The sequence below is a fragment of the Pseudomonas sp. 10-1B genome, from assembly GCF_000935045.1.
Classification (GTDB): Bacteria; Pseudomonadota; Gammaproteobacteria; order Pseudomonadales; family Pseudomonadaceae; genus Aquipseudomonas.
The window spans coordinates 123,750-142,756 of record NZ_JYKS01000015.1 but is presented as its reverse complement, the minus strand read 5'-3'; the positions used below and the strand labels follow the sequence as shown (position 1 = coordinate 142,756).

General features: G+C 64.4%; 18 protein-coding genes and 1 pseudogene. 11 read left to right on the top strand and 8 right to left on the bottom strand.

Annotation, left to right across the window (positions count from 1 at the left end; translation table 11 throughout):
* Positions 1-57 precede the first annotated feature (57 nt).
* Complete coding sequence (locus TZ03_RS10755) at positions 58-1,023, bottom strand: FecR domain-containing protein (RefSeq protein ID WP_051097584.1); 966 nt, start codon at positions 1,021-1,023, stop codon at positions 58-60.
* On the bottom strand, positions 1,020-1,526 hold the full coding sequence (locus TZ03_RS10750) for a sigma-70 family RNA polymerase sigma factor (protein ID WP_051097583.1): 507 nt from the start codon (positions 1,524-1,526) through the stop codon (positions 1,020-1,022). Before TZ03_RS10750 ends, TZ03_RS10755 begins: the two co-directional genes overlap by 4 nt.
* A gap of 74 nt (positions 1,527-1,600) precedes the next feature.
* On the opposite strand from TZ03_RS10750, the pseudogene TZ03_RS30030 reads away from it, so the two are divergent.
* Together TZ03_RS30030 and TZ03_RS10745 are read left to right on the top strand one after the other, a co-directional pair.
* Positions 1,601-1,699, top strand: a pseudogene (locus tag TZ03_RS30030) (DUF3077 domain-containing protein); the annotation flags it as partial.
* Between the two features lie 79 nt (positions 1,700-1,778).
* The gene (locus tag TZ03_RS10745; protein WP_051097582.1) at positions 1,779-2,501 is read left to right on the top strand and encodes a hypothetical protein; all 723 of its coding nucleotides are present in this window, start codon (positions 1,779-1,781) and stop codon (positions 2,499-2,501) included.
* A 189-nt stretch (positions 2,502-2,690) separates the two neighbouring features.
* Here the strand turns inward: TZ03_RS10745 and TZ03_RS10740 are convergent, their stop codons facing one another.
* Positions 2,691-3,233 carry a WYL domain-containing protein gene (locus tag TZ03_RS10740; RefSeq protein WP_051097581.1) on the bottom strand — a complete coding sequence of 181 codons (543 nt, stop codon included), beginning with the start codon at positions 3,231-3,233 and terminating at the stop codon, positions 2,691-2,693.
* A 132-nt stretch (positions 3,234-3,365) separates the two neighbouring features.
* Entirely contained in the window at positions 3,366-4,286 is a 921-nt protein-coding gene (locus TZ03_RS10735) for a LysR family transcriptional regulator (RefSeq protein ID WP_051097580.1), read from the bottom strand.
* 290 nt (positions 4,287-4,576) lie between these two features.
* Here TZ03_RS10735 and TZ03_RS10730 point away from each other — a divergent pair, with 290 nt between their 5' ends.
* The 3 genes from TZ03_RS10730 to TZ03_RS10720 are packed head-to-tail and all read left to right on the top strand — an operon-like array spanning position 4,577 to position 8,175.
* Positions 4,577-5,881 carry an MFS transporter gene (locus TZ03_RS10730; RefSeq protein ID WP_051097579.1) on the top strand — a complete coding sequence of 435 codons (1,305 nt, stop codon included), beginning with the start codon at positions 4,577-4,579 and terminating at the stop codon, positions 5,879-5,881.
* Between the two features lie 30 nt (positions 5,882-5,911).
* Entirely contained in the window at positions 5,912-7,153 is a 1,242-nt protein-coding gene (locus TZ03_RS10725) for a Zn-dependent hydrolase (protein WP_051097578.1), read from the top strand.
* Positions 7,153-8,175 carry a histone deacetylase family protein gene (locus tag TZ03_RS10720; protein ID WP_051097577.1) on the top strand — a complete coding sequence of 341 codons (1,023 nt, stop codon included), beginning with the start codon at positions 7,153-7,155 and terminating at the stop codon, positions 8,173-8,175. The genes TZ03_RS10725 and TZ03_RS10720 overlap by 1 nt, the downstream gene beginning before the upstream one ends.
* 85 nt (positions 8,176-8,260) lie before the next feature.
* On the opposite strand, the gene TZ03_RS10715 is transcribed toward TZ03_RS10720, so the two are convergent.
* Positions 8,261-9,700 carry a PLP-dependent aminotransferase family protein gene (locus TZ03_RS10715; protein WP_051097576.1) on the bottom strand — a complete coding sequence of 480 codons (1,440 nt, stop codon included), beginning with the start codon at positions 9,698-9,700 and terminating at the stop codon, positions 8,261-8,263.
* Positions 9,701-10,026: 326 nt separating this feature from the next.
* Here TZ03_RS10715 and TZ03_RS10710 point away from each other — a divergent pair, with 326 nt between their 5' ends.
* Positions 10,027-11,436, top strand: coding sequence for an amino acid permease (locus tag TZ03_RS10710; RefSeq protein ID WP_051097575.1), 1,410 nt, complete (start codon positions 10,027-10,029; stop codon positions 11,434-11,436).
* Positions 11,437-11,439: 3 nt separating this feature from the next.
* Here TZ03_RS10710 and TZ03_RS10705 read toward each other — a convergent pair whose 3' ends face one another.
* Positions 11,440-11,619 carry a hypothetical protein gene (locus tag TZ03_RS10705; RefSeq protein WP_051097574.1) on the bottom strand — a complete coding sequence of 60 codons (180 nt, stop codon included), beginning with the start codon at positions 11,617-11,619 and terminating at the stop codon, positions 11,440-11,442.
* A 189-nt stretch (positions 11,620-11,808) separates the two neighbouring features.
* On the opposite strand from TZ03_RS10705, the gene tam reads away from it, so the two are divergent.
* Positions 11,809-12,585: a trans-aconitate 2-methyltransferase gene (gene tam, locus TZ03_RS10700; protein WP_051097573.1), complete on the top strand. Its 777-nt coding sequence runs from the start codon at positions 11,809-11,811 to the stop codon at positions 12,583-12,585.
* On the opposite strand, the gene TZ03_RS10695 is transcribed toward tam, so the two are convergent.
* Together TZ03_RS10695 and TZ03_RS10690 are read right to left on the bottom strand one after the other, a co-directional pair.
* Positions 12,575-12,946: a DUF2784 domain-containing protein gene (locus tag TZ03_RS10695; protein ID WP_051097572.1), complete on the bottom strand. Its 372-nt coding sequence runs from the start codon at positions 12,944-12,946 to the stop codon at positions 12,575-12,577. The genes tam and TZ03_RS10695 overlap by 11 nt on opposite strands.
* A 158-nt stretch (positions 12,947-13,104) precedes the next feature.
* Positions 13,105-13,974 carry a LysR substrate-binding domain-containing protein gene (locus TZ03_RS10690; RefSeq protein WP_051097571.1) on the bottom strand — a complete coding sequence of 290 codons (870 nt, stop codon included), beginning with the start codon at positions 13,972-13,974 and terminating at the stop codon, positions 13,105-13,107.
* A 243-nt stretch (positions 13,975-14,217) separates the two neighbouring features.
* On the opposite strand from TZ03_RS10690, the gene TZ03_RS10685 reads away from it, so the two are divergent.
* The 4 genes from TZ03_RS10685 (at position 14,218) to TZ03_RS10670 (ending at position 18,832) form a co-directional block, all read left to right on the top strand.
* Entirely contained in the window at positions 14,218-15,534 is a 1,317-nt protein-coding gene (locus TZ03_RS10685) for an MFS transporter (RefSeq protein ID WP_051097570.1), read from the top strand.
* Between the two features lie 15 nt (positions 15,535-15,549).
* The gene (locus tag TZ03_RS10680) at positions 15,550-16,941 is read left to right on the top strand and encodes an FAD-dependent oxidoreductase (RefSeq protein WP_051097569.1); all 1,392 of its coding nucleotides are present in this window, start codon (positions 15,550-15,552) and stop codon (positions 16,939-16,941) included.
* Positions 16,942-17,038: 97 nt separating this feature from the next.
* Positions 17,039-17,749, top strand: a complete 711-nt coding sequence (locus TZ03_RS10675) for a YebC/PmpR family DNA-binding transcriptional regulator (RefSeq protein ID WP_051097568.1) — start codon at positions 17,039-17,041, stop codon at positions 17,747-17,749.
* Positions 17,750-17,887: 138 nt separating this feature from the next.
* Positions 17,888-18,832, top strand: coding sequence for a LysR family transcriptional regulator (locus tag TZ03_RS10670; protein WP_051097567.1), 945 nt, complete (start codon positions 17,888-17,890; stop codon positions 18,830-18,832).
* The last annotated feature ends 175 nt before the right edge of the window (positions 18,833-19,007 follow it).

Here is a 19,007-nt window from a genome sequence, read left to right as displayed (position 1 = left end):
ATGCCGGGCGAGATCGCAAACCCCTTCACTTGCCGATAACTTTTTTACCGGGGGGCTTCAAGCGCTCAGGCGCACCCAGTAGCGGGTCATCGCCTGCATGCGCAAACCGTGGGCCTGGGCGATGAAGGCCAGGGTGGCGTCGATGTCGGTGAGGTTGAAATTGCCGCTGATGGGGCGCTGCGCAACCTGTGGGTCACAACCCAGGTAGCCGTTGCGATAACGGCTCAGCTCGGCGAGCAGGTCGGCCAGTGGCATCGCCCTTGCGGTCAGCAGGCCGTCACGCCAGGCGGCATCGTCGGCACTGCCTGGCAGGCGTAGCACGCTGTCGCGGGTCACCTGCCAGGCTTCCCCGGCCTGGGCAACGGCGCCGGTACCTGAGTGCGGCTGTATGTTCACGGTACCTTCGGCAACGCCCAGGCGGCAGGCGTCGGCGTACTGACGCACGCTGCAGCGGCTGCCCTGGGCGGCAAACGTGGCAAAGGCGGTGGTTACCTGCAATGGGCGCCAATGCGGGCTGGCGCTGTCGGTACCGCTGGCCAGGTACAGCTCGCCACGCAGCAGCTCGATGCCCCGGCGCTGGGCATCGAAATGCAGGCGCACGGCACTGTCGGTATTGAGCTCCAGCAGGCTGCCATCGGCCAGGGTCCAGCGTTGGTGTTCGCCGACACGGGTGCTGTAGTCGGCCACCAGGCGCTGCCAGGGCGCGGCTTCGCGGGTACTCCAGGCGGTGCTGCCCACTGCCGCGAACAGGGCCAGCAGCTTCAGCGCCTGGCGACGTTGCAGACGGGCTTCGGGCAGTTTTTCCAGGGCCTGACGGGCCAGCCCGCTCGGCACGCCGGCAAAGTGCCCGCTCAGGCTCTGGATGCGCGCCCAGGCCAGGCGGTGGTTTTCGCTACCGGCCAGCCAGGCCTGGAAGGCCGCGCGGGTGGCAGGGTCGGGTTGGTTGTAGGTGAGGCGGATGGACCATTCGATGGCCTGGTCCACTGTTTCGCCGGGCAGGGTGGGCAGCGCACTGGCACTCATGGCGTGGCCTCGAATACCAGCTGGTAGCAGTGGCGCAAGGCTTTGCTCAGGTCGCGTTCGACGGTGGACAGCGACACCCCCAACTGCTCGGCGATGCGCGGGCAGGGCAGGCCGTCCAGTTGTGCCAGCAGGAAGATGGTGCGCGTGCGGGTGGGCAACGCATCGAGCAGGCGGTCGATGGCCAGCAGCGCCTCGATGGCCAGGGCACTGGTTTCCGGTGAGGGCACCTCGCTCTCGGGCAGTTGTGCCAAGGTTTCCAGCCAGGCCCGTTCGATGTCGCGATGACGCCACAGGTCGATGACCAACCCGCGGGCGATGGTCCGCAGATACGCACGTGGCTCTAGCAGCGCCTTGGCCTGGCGCCGCTGCAGCACGCGGACGAAGGTGTCATGGGCGAGGTCGGCAGCGTCCGCCGCATTGTTCAGCCGATGGCGCAGCCAGCCTTGCAGCCAGCCGTGATGTTCGACGTAGAGATGCTCGATGGGGTGTCTGCTGCCGGGCATGACGCGCTTCCGTATTCGTGCACTAATGGTAATGACTCGCATTATTACTCAATGCCCGGCACTGAAACCAGTCTATTGGAGCCACGTATTACCTGGCAGGCATGGCCAAGGCACTGGTCGACGGCCAGTTGCACCAGCTGCGTCAGGCGCAGGCCGGTGAGGGCGAGCCATAGTCGAGCTTGCCTGGGGGACGTGAACTTGGCACCCTTGGACCGCTTGAATCGCCTGTATCACCACAGAAGGAAGTTCGCATTGAGCTGGGACAAGGTGGGGAAACTCCTCGTAGCCGTGCTGATTGGCCTGCTGGTCCTGTTGGCTGTCTATGGGGTGCTCAGAGAGAGCCCGCGCCTGGAGGCGTCGCTGACCTATGCCTACCTTACCTACCCCAGCCAGTTCAGCGAACGCATCAGCAAGGCCAGCGAGCAGCTCAAGTACGAACGCTTGCATGGGCGCATCGATACCATCAGCCAAGGCAGGCTGAGCCACGACCAGGTCGACCGGCTGATCGAAATGACCCAGGCGCCGTATGCCCAGCTGTTCGCCAAGCCCTTCGAGGCAGGGCTGGTCGACCACCGTAGCGGCTTGCTGATCGAGCTGCGCAATATGGGTGATGCAGCGGTACGGCAGGTGAAAATCCGCTTGCCGGCCAAGGGCCTGGTGCAGGTGCGCGATGTTGCTGGCAACGACACCATTCTGGAGACCGCCACTGCGCAGGTGGACGTCCCCGCCATCGAACCGGGCGGCGTGTGCAAGGTGTGGGTATATTTCGATGCGGACTACTCGCAAATCCGCCAGGGCGGGGTCAGCATCAGCCACGCTGATGGTGTTGCCGATGTGCAGGTGTACCGCGAGTTCATCGGTTTTCCAGCCTGGGTGGCGCGCTATAGCCGTGAGCTGATGGTGCTGCTGGGCGTGTTGGCGTTCAGCGTGCTGGGCCTGGCGTATGCCTGCCTGTCGCGTCGCCGCGCGGCGTAACCGCTGTCGCTCGCCACACCTGATTGGCTCCCACAGGGATTGCGCAATTCCTGAATTCTGCGCGGTACTTGTGGGAGCTGGCTTGTCGTGGCGACGAACCGCGGCGATGGGCTGCACAGCAGCCCCAATGTGCCTTATAGGCTTAACTGAATGGCATTAGCCCTTGAGGACATGGCTTTTGCCTGCCGGTCAATAACCGCCATCGTGCAGCGCAAGGCTCTGGCGCAACTGTTCAAGCAAGGCGTGGCGCAGCGCCTGCGGTGCCTGTACGCGGATCGAGCCTGCCTGGGACAGCAGCCAGCTCATCAGCGCCCGGTTGTCATCGACGGTCGCCACCAGCATGGTACCGCCGCCCTCATGCAGTGTCAGCTGCATATCTGCGGAAAGTGGCAGCTCTTCCAGGCGTCGGGCCAGTGCGTCATCGACCCAGGCATGCAGCTCCACCTGCTTCGGGGGCCAGAGCACGTCAGGTTGCAGTTGTTGCGCTTCGCCCAGATTCAGGCCCGGTTGCCAGTACCAGCCGTAGGGCGTGCCTTTGCTGTTGCAGTGCAGTGGGAACAGCGTAGCGAGCTCGACCAGGTCGCGCTCGACGGTGCGCTTGCTGGTGGCATGGCCCACGTTTGTGAGGGCGGTCTGTAACTGGGTGGAACTCATCCCTGGGTGGCGGCTGGGCAGCAGCTTGAGCAGTTGCCACTGGCGGGCAATGGTGTGGCGGGTAGGGTGGCTAGGCAAAGGGCTCGTCCTTGAGGGCAGGCGGGAGGCCGCCTGAATAGTGGCTTTTAGCTATCGCCGAGCATACCCTGTCACAAGAATGGATCCAAGTTTTCGCGTGAGGCGCAGTTCTTGCCGGTGCATCCGGCGGTATTAGGCAATTGCACTAGCCAGACATTGCTGCAGCGCCTCGATAAATACCTCTTCCGCCCGGCTGAACCGCTGCTCCCTGTTCCACAGCAAATGAATATCCACATCGGCAATCCCTTCTGGTGGCGGTAGCTTCCACAACAACCCCGCCGCCACATCCGACACCACCACATGCTCAGGCAGGCAACCGATGCCAAACCCGGCAATCACCAGCCGGCGTACTTCCTCAAGGCTTGGTGAAGATGCCACGATCCGCCCGGCAAACCCCTGCTGGTCGCGGAAGATGGTCAGCGGCGACAACATGCCGCCAATCTGGTCACTGGTGAAACTGACGAAATTCTCCCGCTGCAGGTTGCCTTCGGCCTGGCCGAACAGGGCATGGTGCTTGCCGCAGAAAAACGCATAGCGCTGGCGCAGGAACAGGCGCTGCTCCAGCCGTGGCTGCGCACGCCGGTTGAGGCTCAGCCCTGCCGTGGCGGTTTTTTCCTGCAGGGCAGCGACGATGTCGGAGCTGCGCATCACGTCGATCTCCAGGTCTACTCGCGGGTGCTGGCGATGGAAGTCCGCCAGGAAGTCATCGAAGCGTTCGCTGACGATGCGGCTGATCATCAGCAGGCGCACCTTGCCCACCAGTTCGTCCGCCGGTTGCTCCAGCAAGCCGCCGATCTGCGACATCTGCCCATACACCTCGCCAGCCAGCTGGAACAACTGCTCGCCCATTTCCGTCAGCACGAAGCGCGGCCCGCGGCGGGCGATGAGCTGGCGGCCGAGCTGCTCTTCAAGGCGCTTGAGCGCCTGGCTCACCGCTGGCTGGGTGAGGTGCAGGCGGGCGGCGGCGCGGCTGATGGACAGCTCCTGGCCGATGACCCGGAAGGTGCGCAGCAGGTTCCAGTCGAGGCGGTCGTTGAGCAGGCGGTCGGGCATGGCGGGGCTCGATAATAAGCGTGGTTAATAGTTCAAATAATAAATAGAAAATTGACTAATCATAGCCCCGGGCCGATAAATCGCAGGTATCGAGACCTGTTGGTTTGGTGTTGGCTTCTTCGCGGGCTTGCCCGCTCCCACAGGATTTGCACAAGGTCTGCAATCGGTGCAGTACCTGTGGGAGCGGGCAAGCCCGCGAAGAGGCCGACACCGAATCAACTGGCCAAGCGCCAGCAGAGCGCCACCGTGACCCAGCAACTCCTGCCAGAACAACAAGCAAAGGAGCCCCCATGAAGCCCACCGCTTCCCCCCAGCCGCGCCGTGCCGCCGCCGCCGCGTTCATCGGCACCATGATCGAATGGTACGATTTCTACATCTACGCCACCGCCGCCGCCCTGGTGTTCGGCGCCTTGTTCTTCCCTTCCGACAACAGCCTGTTCAGTACCATGGCCGCGTTCGGCACCTTCGCCGTGGGCTTTTTCGCCCGGCCACTGGGTGGCATCGTCTTTGGCCACGTGGGCGACCGTATCGGCCGCAAAAAGTCGCTGGTCATCACCCTGCTGATGATGGGTGTGGTCACCGTGGGTATCGGCCTGCTGCCAACCTACGCACAAATTGGCGCCACCGCGCCGGTGCTGTTGATCCTGTTGCGTATCGTCCAGGGCATCGCCGTGGGCGGCGAGTGGGGCGGGGCGGTGCTGATGGCCGGCGAACATGCACCCAAGGGGCGGCGCAACTTCTTCGCCTCGTTCGCCCAGCTGGGCAGCCCGGCGGGCCTGATCCTGTCGCTGCTGGCCTTCGGTGCGGTCACCCGCCTGCCGGAAGAAGAGCTGATGAGCTGGGGCTGGCGCGTGCCGTTCCTGGCCAGCGCTTTGTTGCTGCTGGTGGGCCTGGCGATCCGCCTGGGGGTGAACGAATCCCCCGAGTTCATCGCCAGCCGCGAGCAGGCGGAAAAGGCCCGGCGCAAGGAGCAGGCCCCAGTATTCGAAGTGCTGCGCACGGCCTGGCGCCCGCTGTTGTTGTGCATCGGTGCCAACACCCTGGGCATTGCCGGGGTCTACTTCACCAACACCTTCATGATCAGCTACACCACCCAGCAACTGCACCTGGAGCGTTCGTTGATCCTGGAATGCCTGTTCTTCGTGGCGATCATCCAGTTCTGTGTGCAGCCGCTGGCCGCCTGGCTGTCGGAAAAAATCGGCGCCACCCGCTTCCTGGCCTTGGTCGCGTTGCTGGCGATGGCCTCTCCATACCCGATGTTCGTGTTGGTCAGTTCAGGCCAGGGCCCCTTGATCGTGCTTGGCATCGCCCTGGCAGCAACCTGCATGGCCTCGTTCTACGCGGTAATCGCCGGCTATGTCAGCGGCATGTTCGACACCCGCGTGCGCTACACCGCCATTTCCCTGGCCTACCAGGTCTGCGGCGCCCTCGCTGGCGGCCTGACCCCGCTGATCGGTACCTGGCTGGCCCACACCTTCACTGGCCAGTGGTGGCCGATGGCGCTGTTCTACACCCTGATAGCCACCATCTCGCTGGTCTGCGTGCTTGCCCTGGCGCGCCAGTACGCCCGTAGCCAGCGCCTGGAACTGGCTTGATCGAATCGCTTTTTTCTGGAGTACCCGCACATGTTGAAAAGCAATGGCGAACGCCTGTGGGCGAGCCTGATGGCCATGGCCGAAGTCGGCGCCACCGCCCGGGGTGGCAGCTGCCGCCTGGCCCTGAGCGACGAGGACAAGGCCGGCCGTGAACTGTTCAGCCACTGGTGCCGCGAAGCCGGCCTGAGCCTGTCGGTGGATGCCATCGGCAACCTGTTCGCCCGCCGCGCCGGCAGCGACCCGAATGCCGCCCCGGTGATGATGGGCAGCCATCTCGACACCCAACCTGAAGGCGGCCGTTTCGATGGCGTCTACGGCGTGCTGGCGGGGCTTGAAGTGGTGCGCCGCCTCAATGACCTGGACATCCAGACGCGCAAGCCGCTGGAAATCGCCGTATGGACCAACGAGGAGGGCGCCCGCTTCACCCCAGCCATGTTCGGCTCGGCAGTGTTCACCGGAACCCTGGCCCTGGATGAAGCGCTGGCCATTCGCGATGCTGAGGGCATCAGCGTCGCTGACGAATTGCACCGTACCGGTTACGCCGGCCAGCGCCCGCTGGGCGGCCCCGTAGATGCCTATTTCGAAGCGCATATCGAGCAGGGCCCGATCCTTGAAGACAATGCCAAGGCCATTGGTGTGGTCAGCGGCGGCCAGGCCATCCGCTGGCTGGATGTGACGGTCGAAGGCATGGCGGCGCACGCCGGCACCACGCCGATGCCGCTGCGCAAGGATGCCCTGTACGGCGCGGCGCGGATGATCCAGGCGGTCGAGCAACTGGCGGCGGATTTCGCCCCCGAAGGGCTGACCACCGTGGGCGAGCTGTCCATCGCCAAGTCTTCGCGCAATACCATTCCCGGCCTGCTGCAGTTCACGGTCGACCTGCGCCACCACCGTGATGAAGCCATCGAAGCGATGGAGCGTGACCTGGCCCTGAAGCTGCAAGCCATCGCCAGCCAGCGTGGCCTGCAGGTGCGCATGGAGCGGCACTGGGTCAGCCCGGCCACTCCGTTCGACGCTGACTGTGTGGCCGCCGTGCAGCAGGCGGTGGACGGCCTTGGTTATGCCCAGCAGTCGATTGTCAGTGGTGCCGGTCACGATGCCATCCTGTTGGCGCGCTACTGCCCGACGGCGATGGTGTTCATCCCCTGCGTTGGCGGCCTGAGCCACAACGAAGCCGAAGACGTATTGCCCGAGGATGCCCGCCAGGGCGCCGATGTACTGTTGAACGCCGTGCTGGCCCGTGCGGGTCGCGTCGACCAAGGAGAAGCCTGATGCGTTGCTACTTCCACCCCGAACAATTGCTGCATCACCCGCGCAGCTACTACTCGCGCGGCGCGATGCGCACCCCGCAGGAAGTGCCCGAGCGTGCCCAGCGCCTGTTGCAGGCGGCCAAGGACATTGGCTTTGACATCCGCCAGCCTGAGGATGCCGGCCTGGATCCGCTCAAGGCGGTACACGGTGAGGCCTATCTGGCTTTCCTCGAAGAGGCCCATGCGCGCTGGAAGGAAGTGCCCGAGGACTGGGGCGACGAGGTCATGTCGAACATCTTCGTGCGCGAGCCCAATGCCCTGCGCGGCATCCTCGCCCAGGCCGGGCGTTACCTGGCCGATGGCAGCTGCCCGGTAGGCGAGAGCACCTGGCATTCGGCCTATTGGTCAGCGCAGAGCGCGGTAGCCGGGGCCAAGGCCATTCTCGATGGCGAGCCGGCGGCCTACGCGCTGTGCCGACCGCCGGGGCACCATGCGCGGTTCGATGCGGCGGGTGGGTTCTGCTACATCAACAACGCGGCTGTAGCTGCACAGGCCTTGCGCAGCCGCTACAGCCGCGTGGCGATCCTCGATACCGACATGCACCATGGGCAGGGGATTCAGGAGATCTTCTACGATCGTCGCGATGTGCTGTATGTGTCGGTGCATGGCGACCCGACCAACTTCTATCCGGGCGTGGCTGGGTTCGAGGACGAGCGCGGCAGTGGTGAGGGGGAAGGGTACAACCTCAACCTGCCGATGGCGCATGGCGCCAGCGAAGCGGACTTCATGGGGCAACTGGAGGTCGCGCTGGCTGCGGTGAAGGACTTTGGCGCCGAGGTGCTGGTGTTGTCCTTGGGGTTCGATATCTACGAGCTGGACCCGCAGAGCAAGGTGGCGGTGACCACTGAAGGGTTTGCCGCGTTGGGGGAGCGGATTCGGGCGTTGCGCTTGCCGTGCCTGATTGTGCAGGAGGGGGGGTATCACCTGGAGAGCCTGGAGGAGAATGCTCAGGCGTTTTTTGCCGATAAGATGGATTGGCGATAAGTACAAGGAGCCGGCTGCTGTGGTGTAGCTGCCGGCCTCTTCGCGGGTGAACCCGCTCCTACAGCTGAACGCGTTCACTGCATCTTCAGCGCTTGAAGTCTTGCGGCGAACCCCTCCGCACATGCTTCACCAACACCTTCTCCAGCAACTCCCACATCGCAGGGTCGGTACTGAACGCCACATTGAAGCGCATCCACCCGGTCGCCTTGGCGTCGACCATGAACAACTGCCCAGGCCCGAGCATGATGCCTTTCTCCAGCGCATCGTCCAGCAATGCCGCACTGTCCGGAATCGCCGGGTGGCGGGTCCAGATGTACATGCCTTCATCCGACTCGATGAACAGTTCGAAGCCCAATCGATGCAGATGCCGGCCAACTTCCTGGTGCGCCTCGGCCAAGCGCTGGCGCAGGCGCTTGAGGTGCTTGCGCCAGCGCCCGTCGATGATTGCGGCATACACCACGCGCTCCATCACCTGCGAGGTGGTCAGCCCCGAGCGCATCTTCAGGTGCAGCAGTTTCTGCATCAGCTCGGGGTTGGCCAGCATGTAGCCGACCCGCACGTTAGGCGAAATACTCTTCGAGTAGCTGCCCACATACACCACCTGTTGCAGGTGGTCGAGGCTGGCCAGGCAGGGTTGCGGCTCGGCGACCATGTCGGCGTACAGGTTGTTCTCCACCAGGCGGAAGCCATGCTGGCTGGCCAGCTGCAGCAGGCGGTGCAACTGCGGCAGCGGGGTGCGCGAACAGGTCGGGCTGTGCAGGTGTGGCTGGGTGAAGAACGCCGTCGGGCGGTGGTGGGTGAGCAACTGCTCCAGCTGGTTCAGGTCGTAGCCGGCCGGGGTGCGCGGGACGCCGACCAACGTCGCGCCCTGGGTGCGCAGGATGCTCATCAGGTTCGGGTAGCCCGGGTCGTCCACCAGCACCACATCACCTGGGCGCACCAGGGTGCGTGCAGCCAGGTCCAGGGCCTGGCTGGCGCCGTGGGTAAGCATCAGCTGCGCCGGGTTGGCGACGATCGACAGTTCCTGCTGCAGGTTCTGTGCAGTCAGCGCACGCAGCTCTGGCAGGCCCATGGGGTCGCCGTAGCCCGACAGCTCCAGCGGGCTGCCGGCCACCTGGCGCAGGCCGCGGCGCAGGCCGTCTTCGTACATCCAGTCATTGGGCAGCCAGCCGCACCCCGGCTTGAACGGCAACTGGCGGATTTCGAAGATCTGCTGCAGGTACCACTCGGAGTTGAACGTTGGTCGACTGGTATCGGCTTCGGTATTGTGCGGGTCCAGCAACTCGCCCACCGCACGGTTGACGAAAAACCCCGCGTTGCCACGGCTGACCAGCAGGCCTTGGGCCACCAGCCGGTCGTAGGCCTCGACCACGGTGAAGGTACTCACCGAATAGGTCGAGGCAAAGGCGCGGATGGATGGGACCTTGGCGCCTGGCTTGAGGGTCTGGTTGTCGATCAGCTCGCGCAGCCCGTCGATGATCTGGTTCACCAACGGGGTTGAGGAGTCGGGATGTAATTCGAACATTCGGGGCCTTCAGGGTGCGTATCGCCAGGCGCCCGCGCGGTGTATTGCATGGGCGACCTGTACAGTGCAGTGCGAGTTTCATGCCAGTGTGCATGGCTCTCTGCGTCGGACATTTTTACATTAGGTGTCAGATATCGCCACCTAAAGCATGTTCAGTTCGCCCCAGGCGCCAGCCCTGGGGCGCGTCAGCAGGCCGCCATGGAAGGCCTGCGTGTGTTCGTTCACACCATCCTGCCCGCATTAGCACTGATGTACAGGTGAAACCGCCAGCCATCGGGGTTTCACGGTTTTCCTTGGATAAAAAGAAGCACGGGGTACACAAACTGATGGACGCAATATCCACAACCACCACCGCGAAAAGCGAGCACGAGAGCAAGCTCAGTGCCTCGCTCAAGTCGCGCCACCTGACGATGATGTCGATCGCCGGGGTTATTGGCGGCGCCTTGTTCGTCGGTTCCGGCAGCGTGATCCACAGCGCCGGCCCAGCCGCTGTCCTGGCCTACCTGGCAGGCGGCATCCTGGTGGTGCTGATCATGCGCATGCTGGGTGAAATGGCGACGTCCTCGCCAGACACCGGTTCGTTCTCCACCTACGCTGACCGTGCCATCGGCCGTTGGGCCGGTTTCACCATCGGCTGGCTGTACTGGTGGTACTGGGTCATCCTCATGGCCTGGGAAGCTTATGTGGCGGGCAAGATCCTGCATGGTTTCTTCCCCGACGTCAGTGTCAATGTGTTCGTGCTGGCCACGACCCTGTTGCTGATCACCGTCAACTTCTTCAACGTCAAGCACTACGGTGAGTTCGAGTTCTGGTTCGCCTTGATCAAGGTGATCGCGATCGTCTGCTTCCTGATCGTGTGTACTGCTGCGGTGATGAATATCTGGCAGTTCGGTGAAGTGCGTGGCATGAGTCACCTCACCGCCGAAGGCTTCATGCCCAATGGCATCACCACTGTGATCGGTGCCTTGCTCGGGGTGATGTTCGCCTTCCTCGGTGCCGAAATCGTCACTATCGCCGCCTCCGAAGCCAAGGACCCGGCCGCGCAGATCGTCAAGGCCACCAACTCGGTGGTCTGGCGTGTGTGCCTGTTCTACGTTGGCTCGATCTTCCTGATCGTCTGCCTGGTGCCGTGGAACGACCCACACCTGGGCGTTTCCGGCTATGGCGCCTACCGCCGTACCCTGGAGCTGCTGGGCGTGCCCTATGCCGAGCTGCTGATGAACTTCGTGGTACTGACTTCGGTGAGCAGCTGCCTGATCTCCGGCCACTACACCGCATCGCGCATGTTGTTCTCCCTGGCCCAGCGTGGCGATGCACCGTCGTTGTTCAAGATCACCCGCGCCGGCACCGGTGTACCGGTGTACGCGATCATGGGCTCGTGCGCCGTGGCCGTGGTGTGTGCGCTGATCAACTTCAGCGAGACCCTGCGCCCGAAAGACGTACTGGAAACCCTGATGAACACCACTGGCATGATTGCCTTGCTGGTGTACCTGGTAATCGCCTTCTCGCAGCTGCGCATGCGTCGCAAGCTGATCGCCGAGGGCAAGGAAGTACGCCTGAAGATGTGGCTGTTCCCGTGGCTGACCTACCTGGTGATCGCGTTCATCGTGGCAGCCCTGGTGACCATGGCCTTCATGCCTGACTACCAGATCCTGGTGATCTCCACCGGTATCGCTGCGGCGATCGTGGTGGCGATGGGCGTGGTGCACCAGATCCGCACTGGCAAGCAACACTAAGCGTCACTCGCCTCTGGAAACGGTCGGCTCCCTCGGGGACCCGGCCGTTTCGCGTTGTTGGGCCTGGGATTTTTCTGCGGGCATGTGGAAGCGCTGGTTCATCCACGGTGTACCGAGCAGGGCGGCGGCGGCGATCAGGGCCAGGATTGCCAGGGCGATGTAGGTTTTCATGGGCATGCGCATACATGGACTGACTTCAAGCGTAGGTGGTCAGTTCCGGCCCTGTCGCCGGCAAGCCGGCTCCCACAGGTATTGCACATGGCTGGAGATCGGTGCGGTCCTTGTGGGAACTAGCTGGCCTGCCGGCGATAGGGCCCGCGTAGCCGACAGATGGCATATGATGAACACACCGCCCGCCCAAAGGAGCTTCAAATGGCCTGGTCCGCCACACAGTATTCCCTGTTCGAAGACGAACGCACCCGCGCTGTGCGCGACTTGCTCGCCGCCGTGCCGCCGCGCCCGGTGCGTCACGCCACCGACCTGGGCTGCGGTCCCGGCAACTCTACCGAGGTGCTGCTGCAACGTTGCCCCGATGCCCAGGTGACGGCCCTGGACAGCGACCCGGACATGATCGACAAGGCCCGCGAACGCAAACGGCTGTGCTTGCCCCGGGTTCGCATGGTTACCGCCGACATTGCCGGCTGGTCCGCCCCCGAACCCCAGGACTTGATCCTGGCCAATGCCTCACTGCAATGGGTACCCGACCATGCCTCGCTGTACCCGCACCTGGTGCGCCAGCTGAGCGAAGGCGCCAGCCTGGCCGTGCAGACCCCGGACAACCTCGACGAGCCGGCCCACCGGCAGTTGCGCGAGATCGCCAGCCAGGGCCCCTGGGCGGCGAAATTCGTCGACTTCCAGCTGCCGCCGCGGCACGGCGCGGCGTTCTACTATGACCTGCTCAGCCCGCTGTGCGCACGGGTGGACGTCTGGCGCACCACCTACCACCACCCGTTGGCCGGTGGTGCCGAAGCGGTAGTGGAATGGTTCAAGGGCTCGGCGTTGCGGCCTTATCTGGCCAGGCTTGATGAGCAGGAGCAGGCCGACTTCCTGCAGATGTACCTGCAGGCGATGCAGCGCGACTACCCGCCGGCCACCGATGGCAAGGTGCTGTTGCCGTTCCCGCGGTTGTTCGTGATCGCTACCCGCTAGGGCGGCGCCAGCGCCAGGCTACGTAGCTGTAGATGCCGAGGTTGAGCAGCAACACGATACTGCCCAGCAGCAGCTGAATGTGCGGGGTCAGCCCGGTGGGGTAGATCAGCGGCCAGATGTAATGCTCGACGAAGCTTCCCTGGTAACCCGCCTCACCGGCGGCGCTGCGCATGCGGTTTTCCCAGCTGGTGAGCGGGCAACCCAGGTGCAGGCACTCCACTGCCAGGCCCCAGGCCAGGGCCGGCAGGTGCAGCAGCAGGGCAGGGCGCCAGCGCAGTACCAGCAGGCCACCGAACAGCACCAGCAGGATGAACGCCAGGTGCAGCAGGACCAGGGTGTCGGCGGCTAGGCGGTAGAGCATGGGGTGATTGGTTTGTGGATTGAGATTATCCCAGCATAGTTGTATTGCCTGCACCGGCCCCATCGCCGGCAAGCCGGCTCCCACAGGTATCTCACAGTACCCCAGTTTTGTGGGGTGCCTGTGGGAGCTGGCTTGCCGGCGATAGGGCCAGAACAGGTTTACAACCCTTCCTCCACCACCTGCAGAAAGGTCGCCACCACCCGCCGCGTCCGTTGCTCGCTCAAACACACCAGGGTCTCGGTCAGGTGCCGCTGGCAATCGACGATCGGCAACGCACACACTCGCGCATCGGCACCAAACTCCGCCGCCGACACCACCCCCACGCCAATCCCCACCACCACCGCTTCACGGGCCGCCTCACGGCCCTCCACCTGGATCGCCGGGCGAATCCGTAGCCCAGCCCGCTGCATCTCTTCTTCCAGGGTTTGCCGGGTTACCGAGCCGGGTTCGCGCAACACCAGCGGCATGTCGTCCAGGTCGGCCAGGCTGATCGAGCCGCGGCTGGCCCACGGGTGGTTGTGCGAAACGAACGCCACCATCGGATCGCGGCGCAGCGTTAGGCAATGCAGGCGCTCATCGTCGACGTCCCGGCCGAGCAGGGCCAGGTCGGCCTGGTAGCTGAACAGCCGGGCCAGCGACTCATCGGTGTTGCCGGTCTCGATCTTCACCTGGATACCCGGGTAGCGCTGGCAAAAACGGGCGATCTGCGGCAGCACGTGCACCGGTGCATCCACCGCCAGTACCAGGCTGCCAGTGTGCAGGGCGCGCGAATCCTGCAGCAGTTCATGGGCCTCGGCTTCACAGGCGAACAGGCGCTTGCTGATGCCCAGCAGGCGCTCGCCCAGGTCGGTGAGCTGCACCGAGCGCTTGTTGCGGTGGAACAGCAATACGCCGAAACGCTCCTCCAGTTTGCGCACCTGGTCGGACACCGCAGGTTGGGTCAGGAACAGCTTTTCCGCTGCGCGGGTAAAGCTGCCGTGCAGCGCCACGGCATGGAAGGCCTTGAGTTGTGCGTGGGAAACCGACATGGCGACCTCGGTAACAAGCTGAGCTTATGAGTGAAATACGATAAATCGATTTTATTTATTTTTCAGCAACTGTTTCCATGCATGTCAGCCCGACGCTGGCACCACGAATGCCGCCAGGGCCATGGCACCTACACGGCGCCAACTGACCCGATGACAGCCTCGTCATCGCTGTGCGTAACACAAGAACAAGACAGGCGTTTCTTCACATTCTGCCGGCACACTCAAGCAAGAGGTCAGACTTACATGAATCAATCACTAGCCGCGCTCAAACGCTGGCGCATGCAGATTTTCGCTATCACCTGGCTGGCCTACGCCGCCTTCTACTTCACCCGCAAAGCCTTCTCGGTAGCCAAGCTGGGCATCGCCGAAGATCCAGCTTTCATGCTCGACAAGGCCGCCATGGCCAACCTCGACGCCATCTACCTGGCTGCCTATGCCGTGGGCCAGTTCACCTGGGGCATGCTCGCCGACCGCTTCGGCCCGCGTGTGGTGGTGCTTGGCGGGTTGCTGATTTCCGCGGTGGCGGCGGTGGTGATGGGCAGCTATGCCACCTTCCCGATCTTCGCCACCTGCATGCTGGTGCAGGGCCTGGCGCAGTCCACCGGCTGGGCCGGACTGTGCAAGAACATCGGCAGCTTCTTCCCGGCTTCGCAGCGTGGGCGGGTACTGGGCCTGTGGAGTTCCTGCTATGCCTTCGGCGGCCTGGTGGCCTCGCCGTTCGCCGGCTGGTGGGCCTATACCCTGGTTGGCACCTGGCACGCGGCGTTCTTCTCCAGTGCCGCGGTGGTGGCGCTGGTGGCCGTGCTGTTCTTCTTCCTGCAGCGCAACAAGCCTGAAGACGTCGGCCTGCCGGCGGTAGAGCCCGAGCCGCAGAGCATGGCCCCGGCCGGCAACCTGTGCAGTGTGTGGGCGCCGCTACGGGAAATATTGCGCAACCGCACGGTGCTGACCCTGGGCCTGGCGTACTTCCTGCTGAAGCCGGCGCGCTACGCCATCCTGCTGTGGGGGCCGGTGATCGTCTTCGAGCAGATGCCCTCGGTGGGCAAGGTTGGTGCGGCGATCATCCCCACTGCCTTCGAACTGGCCGGGCTGCTGGGGCCGATCATGATCGGCCTGGCTTCCGACAAGCTGTTCGGCGCGCGGCGCATGCCGGCCTGCGTGATCAGCCTGGTGCTGCTGACCGTGACCCTGGCGGCGTTCATGGCGGCCATGCACACCGGCAGCGTCATTCTGGTGGTAGGCCTGCTGTTCGTCATGGGCCTGACCCTGTACGGGCCGGACTCGATGATCAGCGGCGCTGCGGCCATCGACTTCGGCACTGCCAAGGCCGGTGCCACCGCGGCCGGTTTCGTCAACGGCTGTGGCTCGGTGGGCGCAGTGCTGGGCGGGCTGCTGCCGGGTTACTTCGATGGCGTCACGGTGTTCATCGTGTTTGCTGGCTGTGCGCTGTTCTCGGCCTTGGTGCTGTTGCCGCACTGGAACAGCCGCCCGGCCAGCGCTGCGCAAACCAGCGACGTGGCACCGAACACCGGCATGGCAATCAAGCCACTGCGTACCTGAAAGGAAAGCGAGCGAATGAGACCCTTCTGGCTGCAACAGGCCCTGGATTCGGCGCAGGAGGCGGTATGCCCGCCGCTGCAAGGCGATATCCGTTGTGAGGTGTGCATCGTCGGCGGCGGCTATACCGGCCTGTGGACCGCGCTGATGCTCAAGGAGGCGGTGCCGGCCCTGGATATCGTGCTGATCGAGGCCGATATCTGTGGCGCCGGGGCCAGCGGCCGCAATGGTGGTTGCGCGTTGTCCTGGTCGGCCAAGTACTTCACCCTCGAGCGCTTGTTCGGGGTGGCCGAGGCGGTGCGCCTGGTGCGTGAGTCGGAGCGCAGCATCGGGGCCATTGGCGCGTTCTGTACCGCCAATGGCATCGACTGCGACTACCGCCTGGACGGCACGCTGTACACCGCCACCAACGCAGCCCAGGTCGGTGCCACCGACGCGGTGATCGCCGCGCTGGAGCACAAGGGCATCAATTCGTTCCGCCGCCTGCCGCTGGAGCAGGTGCAGCGCCTGGCGGGTTCGGTGCGGCACCTGGAAGGCTGGTTCTCGCCGGCGGCCGCCACCGTGCAGCCTGGCAAGCTGGTGCGCGGCCTGCGCCGGGTGGCCTTGCAGCGCGGCGTGCGCATCTTCGAGGGTACCGCGATGAGCGGCCTGGAGCACGGCGCCCCGGTGCAGGTGCGCACGGCCAATGGTACGGTGCGCGCCGACCGTGTGGTGTTGGGCCTCAACGCCTGGATGGCGCGGGCCTTCCCACAGTTCGAGCGCAGCGTGACGATTGTCTCCAGCGACATGGTGATTACCGAACCATGCCCCGAGCTGCTGCAGCAGATCGGCCTGGATAGCGGCATCAGCGTGCTCGACTCGCGCATTTTCGTGCATTACTACCACAACACCTCCGATGGCCGGTTGATGCTCGGCAAGGGCGGCAATACCTTTGCCTATGGTGGGCGCATGCTGCCGGTGTTCGACCAGCCATCGCCGTACCGGCCATTGCTGCGCGAAAGCCTGGGTGGGTTCTTCCCGGCCTTGGCCGAGGTGCCGCTGGCGGCCAGCTGGAACGGCCCGTCGGACCGCTCGGTGACCGGCCTGCCGTTCTTCGGCAAGTTGGACGGGCAGGGCAATGTGTTCTATGGCTTCGGTTACTCCGGCAGCGGCGTCGGCCCGTGCCACATGGGCGGGCAGATTCTTTCGTCGCTGGCCCTGGGGCTGGACAACCCATGGACCCGTTCGCCGCTGGTCAAGGGCCCGCTGGGGCTGTTCCCGCCCGAGCCGATTCGCTATCTGGGCTCGCTGATGGTGCGCAATGCCATTCGCCGCAAGGAGCGCGCCGAGGACCACGGCTTGCGCCCGCGCCGGCTGGATGTGCGCCTGGCGCGATTTGCCGCGGCGGCGGGCAAAGCCGATAAGGGCTGATGAGATTTCTTGTCGATCCGATGCTTGAGGGCGTATAAACTGCACCCACTTTTGGCCGGTCGCTTCCTGAACCGGCCGCTGAAACAAGAGAGTCGACATGGGCGCACAGTGGAAAGCCAAGCATAGAGAAACAGCTGCCAACGCCAAGGGCAAGATCATGGGCAAGCTGGCCAAGGAAATTCAGATTGCTGCCAAGTCTGGCGCCGACCCGGACATGAACCCGCGCCTGCGCCTGGCCATTGTCCAGGCCAAGAAAGCCTCGATGACCCGTGAGACCCTGGAACGTGCCATCAAGAAAGGCGCTGGCCTGGACGGCGAGGCCGTGCAGTACCATGCCGTCAGCTATGAAGGCTTCGCGCCGCACCAGGTGCCGTTGATCGTCGAGTGCCTGACTGACAACGTCAACCGCACCGTTGCACAAATCCGCGTGCTGTTCCGCAAGGGCCAGCTGGGTGCCAGCGGTTCGGTGACCTGGGACTTCAACCATGTCGGCCTGATCGAAGCCACCCCGGAAGGCGACGCCGACCCGGAAATGGCCGCCATCGAAGCCGGTGCCCAGGACTTCGAAGAAGGTGAAGAAGAGGGCTCGACCCTGTTCATCACCGACACCACCGACCTGGACGCGGTGCAGAAGGCCCTGCCGGAGCATGGCTTCACCGTGACCTCGGCGAAGATCGGCTACACCCCGAAGAACCCGGTAAGCGCGGCCAGCCTGAGTGCCGAGGCGCTGGCCGAGGTTGAAGCGTTCCTCGAGGCGATCGACGAGAACGATGATGTGCAGAACGTTTATGTTGGTCTGACCGCATAAATTGCCGGGGCCGCTTTGCGGCCCAATCGCCGGCAAGCCAGCTCCCACAGGTACAGTGCAAGTCTTGAGGCATGTGGGTACCTTGTGGGAGCTGGCTTGCCGGCGATTGGCCAGTTGCATTAACCCAAGGCCGCCTGCATGAACCCCACCTTCGCCTCCCTCAGCCTCGCTCACCTGCGCACCCTCGACCACCTGCTGCAGCTGAAGAACCTCAGCCATGCCGCCGAGCGCCTGGGCGTCAGCCAGTCTGCCCTGAGCCGCCAGCTGGCCCATCTGCGCGAAGCCTTCGACGACCCGTTGCTGGTGCGCCAAGGCCGTGGTTACGTGCTCAGCGAGCACGCCGAAGCCCTGGTCGAACCCCTACGGCAAGTTCTCGAAGAACTGCATGCCCTGCGCCAGCCCGCAGTCTTCGACCCGGCACGTTGCGAGCGGCGCTTCTGCCTGGCCGCTTCGGATTACGTGGCCGAACACATGCTGCCGCTGCTGGTGGCAGCGCTGGAGCGCGAAGCGCCGGGCGTATCGTTGGAGTACCGCACCTGGCAGGCCGGCCAGTACGCCTTGCTGGCCAGCGGCGAGATCGACCTGGCCACTACCTTGTTCGATGAGTCGCCGCCCAACCTGCACGGGCGTCTGCTGGGCGAGGACCGCGCGGTATGCCTGATGCGCCACGACCACCCGCTGGCCGCACATGCCGCGCTCAGCCAGGCCGACTACCTGGGGTACAAGCATGTGCGCATTTCCGGCGGGGGCGACAAGGACAGTTTCATCGACCGCCACCTGCGCACCCAGGGCCTGCAGCGGCGGGTCAGCCTGGAGGTACCGTTCTTTTCCGCCACCGTGCAGGTGATCGCCAACAGCCAGGCGGTGGCCACTGTCCCCGAACATATCGCCCGGCAACTGTGCCGCCTGCATGAGCTGGCCTGGCGGCCGTTGGCTTTCATCGACCACAGCCAGCGCTACTGGGTGGTGTGGCACCAGCGCCTGCAGGCTTCGGCCGAGCACCGCTGGTTGCGCAACCGGGTGTTCGAGTTGTGGCGCCAGTCGCAGTTCGGCGTGCAGGGTGGGCATGCGGGTTTGCCATAGCAGCTATGCGCGAAGCGGGGTTATTCGGTTTGGCATAGGTGCCTAGACTGGGGGCATCGTGTTGTCTGTTCCGGCCTTTTCGCGGGTAAACCCGCTCCTACAAGGACTGCGCCGCGCCTGACAGCGGTGCAACCGTTGTAGGAGCGGGTTTACCCGCGAAGAGGCCGGAACAGGC

What these genes read in the sequence shown, in the direction of transcription:
- TZ03_RS10755 (WP_051097584.1), bottom strand. Translation starts at nt 1,023, where the DNA reads ATGAGTGCCAGTGCGCTGCCCACCCTGCCCGGCGAAACAGTGGACCAG.
- TZ03_RS10750 (WP_051097583.1), bottom strand. Translation starts at nt 1,526, where the DNA reads ATGCCCGGCAGCAGACACCCCATCGAGCATCTCTACGTCGAACATCAC.
- TZ03_RS10735 (WP_051097580.1), bottom strand. Translation starts at nt 4,286, where the DNA reads ATGCCCGACCGCCTGCTCAACGACCGCCTCGACTGGAACCTGCTGCGC.
- TZ03_RS10730 (WP_051097579.1), top strand. Translation starts at nt 4,577, where the DNA reads ATGAAGCCCACCGCTTCCCCCCAGCCGCGCCGTGCCGCCGCCGCCGCG.
- TZ03_RS10725 (WP_051097578.1), top strand. Translation starts at nt 5,912, where the DNA reads ATGTTGAAAAGCAATGGCGAACGCCTGTGGGCGAGCCTGATGGCCATG.
- TZ03_RS10720 (WP_051097577.1), top strand. Translation starts at nt 7,153, where the DNA reads ATGCGTTGCTACTTCCACCCCGAACAATTGCTGCATCACCCGCGCAGC.
- TZ03_RS10715 (WP_051097576.1), bottom strand. Translation starts at nt 9,700, where the DNA reads ATGTTCGAATTACATCCCGACTCCTCAACCCCGTTGGTGAACCAGATC.
- TZ03_RS10710 (WP_051097575.1), top strand. Translation starts at nt 10,027, where the DNA reads ATGGACGCAATATCCACAACCACCACCGCGAAAAGCGAGCACGAGAGC.
- TZ03_RS10705 (WP_051097574.1), bottom strand. Translation starts at nt 11,619, where the DNA reads ATGCGCATGCCCATGAAAACCTACATCGCCCTGGCAATCCTGGCCCTG.
- tam (WP_051097573.1), top strand. Translation starts at nt 11,809, where the DNA reads ATGGCCTGGTCCGCCACACAGTATTCCCTGTTCGAAGACGAACGCACC.
- TZ03_RS10695 (WP_051097572.1), bottom strand. Translation starts at nt 12,946, where the DNA reads ATGCTCTACCGCCTAGCCGCCGACACCCTGGTCCTGCTGCACCTGGCG.
- TZ03_RS10690 (WP_051097571.1), bottom strand. Translation starts at nt 13,974, where the DNA reads ATGTCGGTTTCCCACGCACAACTCAAGGCCTTCCATGCCGTGGCGCTG.
- TZ03_RS10685 (WP_051097570.1), top strand. Translation starts at nt 14,218, where the DNA reads ATGAATCAATCACTAGCCGCGCTCAAACGCTGGCGCATGCAGATTTTC.
- TZ03_RS10680 (WP_051097569.1), top strand. Translation starts at nt 15,550, where the DNA reads ATGAGACCCTTCTGGCTGCAACAGGCCCTGGATTCGGCGCAGGAGGCG.
- TZ03_RS10675 (WP_051097568.1), top strand. Translation starts at nt 17,039, where the DNA reads ATGGGCGCACAGTGGAAAGCCAAGCATAGAGAAACAGCTGCCAACGCC.
- TZ03_RS10670 (WP_051097567.1), top strand. Translation starts at nt 17,888, where the DNA reads ATGAACCCCACCTTCGCCTCCCTCAGCCTCGCTCACCTGCGCACCCTC.